The organism is Bradyrhizobium sp. CCBAU 11434, assembly GCF_028128895.1.
Taxonomy (GTDB): domain Bacteria; phylum Pseudomonadota; class Alphaproteobacteria; order Rhizobiales; family Xanthobacteraceae; genus Bradyrhizobium; species Bradyrhizobium zhengyangense.
Genome location: NZ_LBJX01000100.1, coordinates 180,572 through 192,896 on the forward strand (window position 1 = coordinate 180,572; position 12,325 = coordinate 192,896).

Annotated in this window: 12 protein-coding genes; 5 read left to right on the top strand and 7 right to left on the bottom strand. The window is 63.3% G+C overall.

What is annotated here, in order from left to right; translation table 11 throughout:
* Nucleotides 1–18: 18 nt before the first annotated feature.
* The 3 genes from XI06_RS33280 to XI06_RS33290 form a co-directional block, all read right to left on the bottom strand.
* The gene (locus tag XI06_RS33280) at nucleotides 19–1,383 is read right to left on the bottom strand and encodes a L,D-transpeptidase family protein (RefSeq protein WP_237870484.1); all 1,365 of its coding nucleotides are present in this window, start codon (nucleotides 1,381–1,383) and stop codon (nucleotides 19–21) included.
* Nucleotides 1,384–1,791: 408 nt separating this feature from the next.
* Nucleotides 1,792–2,163 (bottom strand): helix-turn-helix domain-containing protein, encoded by a 372-nt coding sequence (locus XI06_RS33285; protein ID WP_020608151.1) that lies wholly within the window; start codon nucleotides 2,161–2,163, stop codon nucleotides 1,792–1,794.
* Nucleotides 2,164–2,192: 29 nt separating this feature from the next.
* A complete protein-coding gene (locus tag XI06_RS33290; RefSeq protein ID WP_237870486.1) occupies nucleotides 2,193–3,242 on the bottom strand; it encodes a LysR family transcriptional regulator in 1,050 nt (349 codons plus the stop codon).
* 471 nt (nucleotides 3,243–3,713) lie between these two features.
* Here XI06_RS33290 and XI06_RS33295 point away from each other — a divergent pair, with 471 nt between their 5' ends.
* The 3 genes from XI06_RS33295 (at nucleotide 3,714) to XI06_RS33305 (ending at nucleotide 5,386) form a co-directional block, all read left to right on the top strand.
* Nucleotides 3,714–3,980 carry a hypothetical protein gene (locus tag XI06_RS33295; protein ID WP_237863615.1) on the top strand — a complete coding sequence of 89 codons (267 nt, stop codon included), beginning with the start codon at nucleotides 3,714–3,716 and terminating at the stop codon, nucleotides 3,978–3,980.
* Between the two features lie 208 nt (nucleotides 3,981–4,188).
* Nucleotides 4,189–4,920 (top strand): cytochrome c biogenesis CcdA family protein, encoded by a 732-nt coding sequence (locus XI06_RS33300; protein WP_237863616.1) that lies wholly within the window; start codon nucleotides 4,189–4,191, stop codon nucleotides 4,918–4,920.
* 124 nt (nucleotides 4,921–5,044) lie between these two features.
* A complete protein-coding gene (locus XI06_RS33305) occupies nucleotides 5,045–5,386 on the top strand; it encodes a DUF748 domain-containing protein (protein WP_237863617.1) in 342 nt (113 codons plus the stop codon).
* A gap of 91 nt (nucleotides 5,387–5,477) precedes the next feature.
* On the opposite strand, the gene XI06_RS33310 is transcribed toward XI06_RS33305, so the two are convergent.
* Together XI06_RS33310 and XI06_RS33315 are read right to left on the bottom strand one after the other, a co-directional pair.
* Nucleotides 5,478–6,935, bottom strand: coding sequence for a sensor histidine kinase (locus tag XI06_RS33310; protein WP_237889662.1), 1,458 nt, complete (start codon nucleotides 6,933–6,935; stop codon nucleotides 5,478–5,480).
* A 358-nt stretch (nucleotides 6,936–7,293) separates the two neighbouring features.
* On the bottom strand, nucleotides 7,294–7,638 hold the full coding sequence (locus tag XI06_RS33315) for a DUF1236 domain-containing protein (protein ID WP_237889553.1): 345 nt from the start codon (nucleotides 7,636–7,638) through the stop codon (nucleotides 7,294–7,296).
* A gap of 139 nt (nucleotides 7,639–7,777) precedes the next feature.
* On the opposite strand from XI06_RS33315, the gene XI06_RS33320 reads away from it, so the two are divergent.
* Nucleotides 7,778–8,011: a hypothetical protein gene (locus tag XI06_RS33320; RefSeq protein WP_237889555.1), complete on the top strand. Its 234-nt coding sequence runs from the start codon at nucleotides 7,778–7,780 to the stop codon at nucleotides 8,009–8,011.
* Between the two features lie 153 nt (nucleotides 8,012–8,164).
* On the opposite strand, the gene XI06_RS33325 is transcribed toward XI06_RS33320, so the two are convergent.
* Nucleotides 8,165–9,439, bottom strand: coding sequence for a serine hydrolase domain-containing protein (locus XI06_RS33325; protein ID WP_237889557.1), 1,275 nt, complete (start codon nucleotides 9,437–9,439; stop codon nucleotides 8,165–8,167).
* Between the two features lie 162 nt (nucleotides 9,440–9,601).
* Here XI06_RS33325 and XI06_RS33330 point away from each other — a divergent pair, with 162 nt between their 5' ends.
* Nucleotides 9,602–10,519 carry an intradiol ring-cleavage dioxygenase gene (locus XI06_RS33330; protein ID WP_237870495.1) on the top strand — a complete coding sequence of 306 codons (918 nt, stop codon included), beginning with the start codon at nucleotides 9,602–9,604 and terminating at the stop codon, nucleotides 10,517–10,519.
* A 15-nt stretch (nucleotides 10,520–10,534) separates the two neighbouring features.
* Here XI06_RS33330 and XI06_RS33335 read toward each other — a convergent pair whose 3' ends face one another.
* Complete coding sequence (locus tag XI06_RS33335) at nucleotides 10,535–12,268, bottom strand: bifunctional protein-serine/threonine kinase/phosphatase (protein WP_237870497.1); 1,734 nt, start codon at nucleotides 12,266–12,268, stop codon at nucleotides 10,535–10,537.
* Nucleotides 12,269–12,325: the final 57 nt, after the last annotated feature.

The following is a 12,325-nucleotide window of genomic DNA, read 5'->3' on the forward strand; positions in this document are numbered from 1 at the left end:
CGTGCCGCGATTGCATGCCTACTGCGCCATATGCGCGGTCAGCGGATGGTTGCCGGCATTGCTGAAGAACGCCGCTTCTTCCGCGGTCGCCTCGAGCAACTGCTCGTCCTGGTTATAGACGTCGTTGCGGAACTGGATGGTCTGGTCCTTGGTCATCCAGGCCGTGAGATAGATCCAGGCCACCGGCACCTTCTTGGCCATGGCGACCTCCTGGTGCTGGCCGGTGGCGATCTCCGCGTCGATCGCCGCGCGCGTCCATTTCGGCTGGTCCTTGAGCAGCCAGGCGGCGAGATCGCGCACATTGTCGACGCGGGAGCAGCCGTGGGAATCGAAACGGTAGTCGTCGCTGAACAGGCTGCGCTGGTTGGTGTCGTGCATGTAGACCGAATAGGAGTTCGGCATGTCGATCTTCACCGCGCCGAGCGCATTGAAGCTGCCGTTCTGCTGGCGCACGGTGAAGTTCGGCGTGTGCGTGCCCGACCAGTCGACCGAATGCGGATCGATCGGATTGTCGTGGCCATCGAGCACCTCCATGTGCATGCGCGACAGATAGGTCGGGTCCTTGCGCATATGGGCTGATATCTCGGTCTTGGCGATCGAGGACGGCACCGTCCAGGTCGGATTGAGCACAACGCCCGTGATCTGGGCCGTCAGCGTCGGCGAGGGTTTTTCGGTCTTGCCGACGATGACGCGGTAGCGCCGCACCACGACGTCGTTCTCGACCGCCTCGGCGAAGGCGGCGGGGATGTTGACCACGACATAGCGCTGGCCGAAGGAGAAATTCGTGTTCTCCAGCCGCTCGAGCGAGGCCTCGAGCTGGCGGATGCGCTTCTGCACGGACACGTTCATCGCCGCGAGCGTGCGCGGCGTCATGGTGCCGGTCGGCGCAAGACCGTGGCGGGCCTGGAAGCGTTTCACGCCGTCGGCGAGATCCTGGTCGAAGGCTCCGCTCGCCTTGTCGGCGGCGAGGTCGCCGGAGAGGATCAGTCGTTTGCGCAGGAGGTCGTCATTGGCGCCCTGGATGCCGAGCGCGAACTTGGCGTCCGCCGGGATCGTCGGCCAGCCGCCGCGCACCGCGAGATCGGAATAGCTCAGCGCGGCGTCCTTGATCCGCTGGGCGGTGCCCTCGTCATAGGTCGGCTCATGCGTCAGCGCGAGCGCCGCGGCGGAGCGGCTCTCGGCAGTGGACGCCGGGGCCGCGACGGCGGTTTTGGGCGCGGCGGCGTGAGCCGGGTTGGCGGTTGCCGGCACTGCACCGGACGGGGCGGCAGGTTTGGGGCCGGCCTGGCCCGTGGTCTCGGTCTGCGCGAACGCGGACGCGCTGGCGAGCAGGCCCGTCGCGAACAGATTCATGGCAATGATCACGGCATGGCGTTTCGACATCTGTCTGGTTTTCCCCATGAGGACGAGGCCCGCAACGGGCGCTCGCATCGGCGCGTCCCGGCCGCCCACGCGGCGTGTCACCGATTCGCTGAAATCGGCGGCACGCTAGGGCATCAGGGTTGCGGTCCCATTAAGCGCGGCACATCGAGCCCCAGCGCGTTCGGCGCGGAGGCTCTCGATTTGGTCGCAGCAGGCTCGGGACGGGTTCGCGATATCAGCGATCAATGGCCGCCAATTGCCAACAAAAAAGGGGCGGCGAGGCCGCCCCGAAAAGCCGTGACCGCACAGATCACGCGCAGGCCAAATCTGATCCCGTCAGATCGGGTCCGTCAGTCCAGTCCAATCCGGCCACGCCCCCGTGACGTGGCGGATTGAACATCGGCCGTGAAGGCCGGACCGCAGGTCGGCTCAGCTCTCGTTCGCTGCGATCGATTCCATCAGCGAGACGAGCTGACGCTGCACCGTCTGATCCTTGATCTTGCTGTAGGCGCGCAGCAGGCGGAGGCTGAAAGCCGAGTCCAGGAACAGGAGGCTTTCGACTTCGCGGGCCTTGTTGTCGCCGTCATAGAAGAAGGTCACGGGCACGTCGAGGGCGGAGGCGATCTGCTGAAGCCGAGCCGCGCCGACGCGATTGACGCCCTTCTCGTATTTCTGGACCTGCTGGAAGCTCACGCCGAGCTTTTCACCGAGCTCCGCCTGCGAGATCTTCATCTCGACGCGCCGCAAGCGGATCCGCTTGCCAAGCTCGATGTCCGGCTTGCCGGCACTGCGCTGCTTCATTCTCTTCGCCGCTGCTTTCATCTTAGTTTTCACCTTTGTTCTTCGGTTGAAAATCCCCCGAAGAGCTGGGTCAGGGGTTCGCCCATATACGAGTCCTTGAACTCATGCGGATGCACGAATTCTTCCTTAAACCACGGGAAGCGAGCCGGATTGAAAGCCTCGATCAGCCAGTCAATCATGTGCCGCACGCGGGGAATCCGGCCGCTACCGGGATGGTAGGACAACCAGATATCCAGCGGTCGGTTCAATTCGACCTCCAGTGGAATCAACTTCCCGCCAAGCGCAATGGCATAACTCGGGAAGACGCCGATGCCGGCGCCATTCGCGACCGCCCAGTAGTTGGCGCTTGAGACGTTGGTCTTCATGACCAGGAGGTCACGTTCCTGAACGCCCGGGAAGAAGCTCTCAAAGGTTTCCTTGGCGGCGAGCTGGTCGGCGAATTGCAGCACCAGGCGGTGCTTGATCAATTCGTGGGCCGAGCGCGGCGTGCCGTGTTTCTCAAGGTACTTTTCCGAAGCCCAGAACATCAGATGCATGCGGCCGAGCCGCACCATCTTGACGTCGAGGGCCGAGGGCCGCGACAGGTGGATGGCGACGTCGGCCTCGTGGCGGGAGACGTCGGCCGACCGCATCGCGCAATGCAAATCGACCAGGACTTTCGGATAGGCCTGCTGGAATTCGACCAGCCGCGGAGCGAGCCAGAACGTCCCCAGTCCCTCGGTCACGGCGACGCGGACCTCGCCGGTGAGAGCGTTGGCAGTGGAATCGCTGGTGCGCAGCACGTCGAAGGCTGCCGCCTCCATGCGCTCGACGGCGGACACCACCATCGCGCCTTCATCGGTCAGATGCGTGCCGTGGACGTCGCGGGTGAACAGGGTCGTGCCGGTCTGGCGCTCGAAATCATCGATACGGCGGCGGACAGCGTTGATCGACAAGGACAAGCGTTCGGCCGCCGAGCGGAAACTTCCGCATCGAACGACTTCCAGAAAAATGCGGGCCGCGTCCCAATCGGAGAGGCCGCTGATATTTGCTTTTAGGCGTTCCTCCAGAGGAACGCCCCTTTCCGCCAAGGAGTGCATACAAGTCCCTTCGGACCGCTAAACTGGCAGAATCTAGCGCAAACCACAACCACGACGGGTTGGGGAACGGTGAGTTTTGAACGCCATACTTACCGCGCCCGATATGGTATTGGAGTGTTGCTAGCGTTGGGAATCGGGCAAATTAATGCTCGGAAGAGGGGTAGTTGTGCGTTCCGTTGCGAGCCTTGAAGTGGCTGCGGGATTGCCGGGTCCACATGGATCTCAGGACGGCGTGAGAGAAAACGCGCGTCCCCGGGGAGTGGATCGATCGTGTCTCACCAAACGTTTGATCTTTGACCGTTCCCGCTTGCATCGCGGAGCGATGCCGTCGGGAACCGCAGTTTCGACGCAGAAACACACTGAAATCGTATTCGAGGGCTCGGATTCCTCGTGCTATCCTCCGGTCTCCTTGGGGGCCGAGGGCATGGTTTCAAGCACGTCTCGCAGCCCGAAATAACGGAAAGCACGCCGGTGTCGCATATAGACGAACAATTGCAGTCGGTGCTCGAGACGCTCGAGGAGTGCCGCAAGGTCCTCAACGAGAGCAACAGCCGTGAGTCGGCCGAGTTGCTCTCGATCGTCATCCTCGACGTCAGGATGAAGCTTAAAGGAATTGACAGCGCCGACCTCAAGGCCCTGTGCGACGAAATGCTGCGGAGCGCTGCCAGCGAGCCGCTGCCCCCCTCCAAGCAGACGCAGGACCAGCCCCGGCGTCCGCTGCTCCGCGTGGTGAAGTAGCCGCGCCGCCGAATCTCGCTTTTTGGCAAGATTTGTGCGCGTCCCGATGCCGCATCTGTGATCACAGACGGCATCGGGAGGAGCCCTGGTTTGATCGCGCCTCTGTTGCGCATTCCCCGGCATCGGCTACACCAGAGCCGGTGCGGTCACAGCCCCGCGCGCATTCCCCGCGCGCTGCTCGGCGGCCGCAAATGGCTCCGACTGCATCATGCAAAATGTTTCGATTCCCGCGGCGATGATTGCCGGTCTCGTCAGCTTCCTCTCGCCCTGCGTCCTGCCTCTGGTCCCGCCCTATCTGATCTATCTCACCGGCGCCACGATCGAGCACGTCGAGAGCGGCGAGCCCGACACGGCCTCCAAGCGCGCGATCATGATGGCGGCGGTGCTGTTCGTGCTCGGCTTCTCCACGGTGTTCGTGGCGCTCGGCGCCAGCGCCTCGCTGATCGGCGGGTTGATCCGCGCCTGGTCGGCGGAATTGTCGATCCTTGCCGGCATCGTCATCATCGTGATGGGCCTGCACTTCCTCGGATTGACGCGCATCGGCATCTTGATGCGTGAAGGCCGGCTCCCGATCCCGAAGCCCGTCGGACTCTGGGGCGCCTATATCATGGGGCTCGCCTTCGCATTCGGCTGGACGCCGTGCATCGGTCCGATCCTCGCCGCGATCCTCTCGATCGCGGCGGCCGAGACGACGGTGACGAAGGGCGCGGGGCTGCTCGCGGTCTATTCAGCGGGCCTCGGCATTCCCTTCCTGATCGCGGCGCTGATGATCGAGCAGTTCTCAAGACTGTTCGCACGGATGAAGGGGCACCTCGTCAATGTCGAGCGCGCCATGGGCGTGCTGATGGTCATCACCGGCATCGGCTTCCTCACCGGCGCCGTCTCCAATGTCAGCATCTGGCTGCTGGAGACGTTTCCGGTGCTGCAGACGATCGGGTAGGGCTGTGCAAACCAGAAGGTTCAAGCGCGGCGTGTTCTGCTGTGCGACCGCGGCAGGCATTGTTGTCGGCGCGACCTGTTCGCCTGCGTCCGCAGACGGGACCGTCTACTACACTGACAGTTGCGTGGAAAAGGAAAGCGGGGACGTTGGCGGCTATGTCGTCATCGTCTCGGATGGCAAGCCTTTCCCGGCGATCAAGCTGAGTTGGTCTGAAGGCGCACTGAAGCAACCGGTCGCGGCGAAGGTCACGAACTATGATCGAGCGTCCGGACAATTGTCTTTTTCGGCTTCGATTGAATGGGACGAAGGTAAGAGGCGCGATATTCAGCTCGACGGCAAAATGACAAATGATCGGATGACGGGCAGGTTTGCGGCGCCCTGGAACACTGCCCCGACAGCCGTCGAACTCGAGGTTCGGTCGCACAAGGCAGCGTTCGAACCTGCAATGACTTGCCGGCCAGGCTGAGACAAGGCCCAGTTCTAATTCACCGCAAACCGCGCCCGCGCCTCGCGGTCGATCTCGATACCGCGGCCGGGACCTTCGGGCACGCCAACGCTCACCGCGTCTCGTCCAGCGCGCAGGTCACCGTGCAGACCACGCCGCGCGGCAGGAAGTCGACTGTAGCCTCGCCGCCGAGTTGGTCGCGTGCGCTGCGCTCGATCAGGCGCGAGCCGAAGCCGCGCCGCACCGGCTCTGTCACCGGGGGGCCGCCGATCTCGGTCCAGATCAGCCGCAGCCGCGGCTTCGGTGCATCGGCCATGACCTCCCAGTCCAGCGTCACCCGGCCGGTCTCGTTGGAGAGCGCGCCGTATTTCGCGGCGTTGGTCGCGATCTCGTGCACGATCATCGACAGCACCACGGCGAGCCGGGGCGACAGCGGCACCGCGGGGCCGGCCATGCGGATGCGGTCGGGATTCGCCAGCAGGAACGGCTGGAGCACGCGGGCGATCACGTCCCGCAGCTCCGAGCCCGCCCATTTCTCCTGGCTGAGAAGATTGTGAGCCTCGGCGAGGGCGCCGAGACGTCCCTCGAACTTGGTCCGCTCGTCGCGGCTGGCGCTGCGAAAAGTCTGCACCGCGATCGCCTGCATCAAGGCCAAGGTGTTCTTGACGCGGTGGTTGAGCTCCTCGATCAAGAGATTGTGCAGCATCTCGCCGCGCGCGATCGTGGTCGCCATCCTGACGGCGAAGGTGAGGCCGATCAGCAGCAACACGCCGCCGATCAGGCTCGTAATTGCGATGTTGCGCCACAGCGGCGCGATCAGCGAGCTCTCGGGGACGCCGGCGGCAACCGTCCAGCCGGTCAGATGCGATCGCGTATAGGCGGACGCGAGTGATATGCCGTCGAGAGACACCGACGAGAGCACGGCCTCGTTGCTGCGGAACATCTCGGTGAAGAGCGAGGGCGACGCGCGCTTGCCGAAGGTTTCGCCTGGATTGGGCACGCGGGCGAACACTGTGCCCGCGGTGTCGAGCAGGGAGACCGTCCATTCCGGGTCGGGTCGCTGTTTCTCGACGAGGTTCTGGAAAATACCGAGCGGCGGGCTGAAGCAGAGGTCGTAGATGACTTCGCCGTTGCGGAACACCGGAACCTCGACGGTGAGAACCTGGCGATGATTGTAGGCGCCGTTGAACAAGTCGGAATATTGCGGCGCCTTGGTCGCGAACAACTTCTCCACGATCGCCATATTGCTACGCGGCGGCAAGCTCGCTGTATCTTCCGTCTGGGACGAAAACAGGATGCGTCCCTTGCTGTCGGAGATCAGCACGAGGCCGCCCTTGCCATATTGCTCGAGGAAGCCGAGCGCGATGCGGCGAAAACTGACAAAGTCGTCGTTGCGCAGCGAGTTCGTGAGCGCCAGCACCTGCAACCCGCCGGTCATCCGCTGCACCTCGGAATCCAGCACAAGGCGCATGCTGCGTACGTTCTCCAGCACGCGGCGGGTCGCGTCGCTGCGGTCCTGCTTGTAATTGTAGACTGCGATGCCGACCGCGAAGATGATCAGCGGCAACATCGTTCCCGTGACCAGGAGAGCGAGCCGGACCGGCAGAGTGAGCTTTGACAAACGCGGGCGTCCCGATTCCAGCGCCTTTGCGCCGGATTATGATTTTGAAGAGAACCATACGGGCAGGACGTGTGCGGCGCCACGATTTTCGGAATGGGCGAGCAGGACGCACGGGATTTTTGCAGCGCGGTCGCGGACGCCCGCGCGGACGTCGTTGCTTCAGCTCATGCTGATGGCGGTGAGCAGCAGGCACATGGCGTACACGGCCGCCAGGCTGAGCCCGGCAATCCGGGCTTCTCGATGCGGTGTCATGTGATCAACTCCGAGAGGGCGGCCGCCTTCGAGGCGACCGCCCGTCCGTTACGTCTCAGTCGATTTCCTGTACGACGGTCCGCGTGCCGGGATCGACCAGCATGACGCGTTCGCCGGAGTAGACGTAGCGATATTGCGTCAGCGACGGACCCCAATCTGTTGGAACCGCCTCGAGCTCGACATCGCTCGGAACCGTCGCACCCACGACAATTTTTTCCTTCGTCGTCACCGGCCGCAGGTGATGCTCGGTGACGTAGGATTTGATCCGCGTCCGGTATTGCGGCTCGATCTGAATCGCTGTGGCATGGCCGGTTCCGGTCGTCGTCACCACGGTCGATTGCGCAAACGCGCCGGTCGAGATCATCAGCGCTGCTGCGGAAAGCAGGAATAGCTTCTTCATGTTGTCCTCCTCATCGGGCCAATCGCCGCGACAACATCTCACCAAAGGCGACGTTCCCGGCGGATAGGAACAAATTGCTACTTTTTCCCGTTTGCAAATCGACCGGACGCGGAACGTCCGGCAATTGGAGGAGGAGAGAATGAAGCTGAGGATCGCAACCGCGGCAGTGATGATTGCTGCGTTTTCGTTGCCGGCGTTCGCGGCCGACGAGTTCTACGTCGTGCAGGACGTCAAGACCAAGAAGTGCACGGTCGTCGACAAGAAGCCGATGGACACGAGCACGACCGTCGTCAGCCCGTCGGGCACGATCTACAAATCGCGCACCGAGGCTGAGAGCGGCATGAAGACCGTCAAGGTCTGCACGTCGAACTGAGGAGGATGCAAAATGCCAGTCTTGATTTTGTGGGCCGTGCCGGCCGTGCTGGTGATTGGCGGCGGCATCTATCTGATCGGCCATTTCCACTGAGCACAAAAGCAACGGGCTTCGCGATGCTCGCGAAGCCCGTTGCAACAAATGTTAGGGACGTCAGAGATTGCTCTCGGTGATTGCGGCATAGACCATGCTGCGCAGCTCGCGCCGGATCGGATAGGCGCTCGACGGCAGCACCTGGGTCATGAAGATCGTGATCAGTTCCTCGGCCGGATCGATCCAGAACGAGGTCGTGGCCGCGCCGCCCCAATTGTATTCGCCGGGGCTGCCCGCGATCAGCGTCTCCGCGGGACGCATCGTCACCGCAAATCCGAGGCCGAAGCCGATGCCGTTATAGGTCGCCTCCGAGAACAGCGAGCGCGACACTTCCGGCAGCGCCTGTCCGCCCGGAATGTGGTTGGTCGTCATCAGCGCCAGCGTCTTCGGCCCGATCAGTCTGACACCACCAAGCTCGCCGCCATTGAGCAGCGCGCGACAGAAGGTGAGATAGTCGGCCATCGTCGAGCAGAGCCCGCCGCCACCGGAAATGAGGGAGGGCGGTTCCAGGAACGAGCTCTTGGTCGGATCGTCCTGGAGCGTCAGGCCCTCGCGGCGCTGGCCGGCATGCATGGTGAATCCACCGCCGGGATCGGCATTGTAGCAGGCGGCGAAACGATGCGCCTTCGAGGCCGGGACGTGGAAATCGGTGTCGGTCATGCCGAGCGGATGGAGGATGCGTTGCTTCAGGAACTGCTCGAACGGCATCCCCGAGATCTTGCCGACGAGGTAGCCGAGCACGTCGGTCGCGACAGAGTAGTTCCAGGAGTCACCCGGCGAGAATTCCAAGGGGATCTTTGCAAGGCTCTCGATCATGCCTTCGAGCGTGCCCGACTTCTCGACCTCGCCGATCTTCTCGGCGCGATAGGCGGCATCGACGTTGGAGCGCTGCTGGAAGCCGTAAGTCAGCCCGGACGTGTGGCGCAAGAGATCGACGATCAGCATCGGCCGAGACGGCGGCCGCGCCAGGAAGTTGGGCCAGGTGCCGGCGACGAACACGCCGAGGTTCTTCCATTCCGGAATGTACTTTGCGACCGGCTCATCGATCGCGACCAGGCCTTCCTCGACCAGCATCATGAAGGCGACGCTGGTGAGCGGCTTGGTCATGGAATAGATGCGGTAAATGGTGTCGTCCTTGACCGGCGTCTTGCGCTCGACATCGGCAAAGCCCTGCACCGAGCTGTGGGCGATCTTGCCGCGGCGGTAGACCAAGAGATGCGTGCCCGGGAAACGGCCGGCATCGATGTACCTGACCTTCAGATGGGCATCGACGCGGGCGAGGGCGGCCTTGGACATGCCCACGGATTCGGGCGAGGCGGGGGTAGGGGCGAGCATCAGTTCCTCCGGGCAGTTTTGTCAGGCGTTGATAGCCGAAATGACGACCTTATTCCAAGCTTGTCGCGCTTAACGCGGGGCCGGGCGGTGGTGTAGGCTCCGCTCTGGAACGCCGCCAAAGAGCCCAGCCGGGCCAACGAGAAAATCCAGGGTAAACGCGCCATGACCCAGTTCAACGAGACCGAACTCACCGAAGCCGTCGTCAAAAGCTTCGACAACACGCCAGATCCGCGTGCGAAATTCCTGCTCCAGGAATTAGTGAAGTCGCTGCACGATTACGTGAGCAAGACCGGTCTCACCTTCGAGGAGTGGGATTACGCCATCGATTTTCTCACGCGCACCGGCCAGAAATGCACCGACACCCGCCAGGAGTTCATCCTGCTCTCGGACGTCCTTGGCGTCTCCATGCTGGTCGACGCGGTCAACCATCGCGACCGCGACGGCGCGACCCAGACGACGGTGCTTGGCCCATTCTATGTCGGCGAGCACAAGGTCACCGCCCATGGCACCGACATCTCGCCGAACAACCTCACGGGCGAGCGGATGTTCGTGCAGAGCCGGGTCACCGATCTCCAGGGCAAGCCGCTCGCGAACGTCCCGGTCGACGTCTGGCACGCCGACGATGACGGCTTCTACGATTCCCAGAAGGCGAATTACGACGAGGTCGGCGCCTCCGCACGGGCGCGCTTCATCACCGACAGCGACGGCCGCTTCTTCTTCCGCACCATCCTGCCGTGCAGCTATCCGATTCCGACCGACGGGCCGGTGGGTGAGATGATCGTGCAGACCAAGCGCCATCCGATGCGGCCCGCGCATGTGCACTTCCTGGTCAATGCCAAGGGCTACGAGCCGCTGATCACCCACGTCTTCATGGACGGCGACAAATATCTCGATTCCGACGTGGTGTTCGGCGTCAAGGACGACCTCGTCGCCAAGGTCGAGCCGCGCAACGAGCCTGAGATGCCCGACGGCGGCAAGGCGAACGGGAAGTGGCACCTGATGAGCTACGAATTCCACCTCAAGCCGGGCGGTGGCATCGCACCGAAGCCGCTGGGGACGAAGGCGGCCGAGCCGGCCTGAGCGGCATCGGCCCTGCTAGCGCGCGTGCAGCAGAGCGAGGAGCGCGACGACGACGCAGGCCAGCGTCACCGTCGTCACCTTCCAGAACAGCAGCGGATTGCGCTCGATCAGGGGCGTGGTCCGCGTGCCGAGATAAGCTGGGTTAGGGTTCCGGAGTTCGTAGGTGAATTCGAACAGGTCCTCGTGGCGCTTGTTGGGATCGGGATGCAGCGCCTTGCGCAGCGCACCGTCGATCCAGACGGGGACGGCACGGTCGTCGTGGCTGGCCGGGCGATACCTGAGCTTCCAGGCATCCGATCGTCCCTTGATCCGCGCGACCTGAGCGCCGTAAGGCAGCTCTCCGGTCAGCATCTGGTAGCAGATGCTGGCCAGCGAAAACATGTCCGACCGCGGCGAGCCGCCTTCGCCAAGAAAATATTCCGGCGCCGTGTACTGGACCGTGCCGAGGATCTCGGCGTCAGCCGGACTGGGGGCCGCCTCGACGACGCCGGCGACCTTGACCGCTCCGAAGTCGATGATCTTCGCCGTGCCGGTTTTGTCGATCAGGATGTTGTCGGGTCTCAAATCCTGATGCAGCATCTCCATGCGGTGGAAGGCGCGCAAGCCCGCCGCGACCTGGTCGACGATGCCGCGCACGGTCTCGAGGTCGGGACGCGGATTGTCCAGCATCCACTGCCTCAGTGTCTGTCCCTCGATGAACTCGGTGGCGACGTAGAGGTAGTTGCGCCGTCTGGACCGCGAGCGCGGCTTGAGGACGTGGGGGCTGTCGATCCGGCGCGCGATCCACTCCTCCATCAGGAAACGCTTGAGATAGGCGGGATCGTCGCGCAGATCGATCGACGGTATCTTCAGCGCGACCATCTCTTCGGTCTCGGTGTCGACGGCGAGGTAGATGTGGCTGCGGCTGGAGGCATGCACTTCGCGGACGATGCGATAGCCGTCGAACAAGGCTCGCGGCTCCAGCAGGGGCGGCAGCGGCAGTTCGGCCGTGCCGCCGAACATATCGACCGAGCCCGCCTGCGGCACCTGATCAATGCGCAGGATCTGCACGGTGATGTTGTCGTCGCTGCCGCGCCGATAGGCCTCCTCGACGATGGTTTGCGCGGCCGCATCGAGATCGGCGGCAGAGGCCGCAAGGGTACTCGTGACGAAGCGATGATCGACGAATTCGTAGGCGCCGTCTGTCGCCAGCAGGAAGATGTCGCCGGGCTCGACCTGTAGCGCCTGGTAGTCGATTTCGATCTGTGGATTGATCCCGAGCGCGCGGCCAAGATAAGTCTGCTCGGACGAGACGATGATCCGGTGATCGTCCGTGAGCTGCTCGAGGGCCTTGCCGGCGACGCGATAGATCCGGCAGTCGCCGACGTGAAAGATGTGGGCCGTGGTCGATTTGATGACCATGGCCGTGAAGGTGCAGACGTAGCCCTTGTCGCGGTCGTAAGCATATTGGCTGCGTCGGGTTTCCGCGTGCAGCCAGGAGTTGGTCGCCTCCAGGACCCGCCGCGCTGAATTTTTCACTGTCCAGGACTCGGAGGTGCAGTAATAGTCGGTCAGGAAGCTCTTGACCGCCGACTCGCTCGCGACCTGGCTCACCGCGCTGCTCGAGATGCCGTCGGCCAGCACGACGGCGATGCCCTTGAGACTCAGCATCGGCTCGGTCGGGATCAGCGCGCCGTGAAAGTCCTGGTTGACCGGCTTGCGCCCCTTGTCGGAGTGCTGCCCAATCGAAATTTGCAAGCCCCGGCCCATCCTCGCCACCAATGCAAAGGGAGCCTCACCCTAGCAGGCAAAGCTCCCTTGTCGGAC

What these genes read in the sequence shown, in the direction of transcription:
- XI06_RS33280 (WP_237870484.1), bottom strand. Translation starts at nt 1,383, where the DNA reads ATGTCGAAACGCCATGCCGTGATCATTGCCATGAATCTGTTCGCGACG.
- XI06_RS33285 (WP_020608151.1), bottom strand. Translation starts at nt 2,163, where the DNA reads ATGAAGCAGCGCAGTGCCGGCAAGCCGGACATCGAGCTTGGCAAGCGG.
- XI06_RS33290 (WP_237870486.1), bottom strand. Translation starts at nt 3,242, where the DNA reads ATGCACTCCTTGGCGGAAAGGGGCGTTCCTCTGGAGGAACGCCTAAAA.
- XI06_RS33300 (WP_237863616.1), top strand. Translation starts at nt 4,189, where the DNA reads ATGCAAAATGTTTCGATTCCCGCGGCGATGATTGCCGGTCTCGTCAGC.
- XI06_RS33310 (WP_237889662.1), bottom strand. Translation starts at nt 6,935, where the DNA reads ATGTTGCCGCTGATCATCTTCGCGGTCGGCATCGCAGTCTACAATTAC.
- XI06_RS33315 (WP_237889553.1), bottom strand. Translation starts at nt 7,638, where the DNA reads ATGAAGAAGCTATTCCTGCTTTCCGCAGCAGCGCTGATGATCTCGACC.
- XI06_RS33320 (WP_237889555.1), top strand. Translation starts at nt 7,778, where the DNA reads ATGAAGCTGAGGATCGCAACCGCGGCAGTGATGATTGCTGCGTTTTCG.
- XI06_RS33325 (WP_237889557.1), bottom strand. Translation starts at nt 9,439, where the DNA reads ATGCTCGCCCCTACCCCCGCCTCGCCCGAATCCGTGGGCATGTCCAAG.
- XI06_RS33330 (WP_237870495.1), top strand. Translation starts at nt 9,602, where the DNA reads ATGACCCAGTTCAACGAGACCGAACTCACCGAAGCCGTCGTCAAAAGC.
- XI06_RS33335 (WP_237870497.1), bottom strand. Translation starts at nt 12,268, where the DNA reads ATGGGCCGGGGCTTGCAAATTTCGATTGGGCAGCACTCCGACAAGGGG.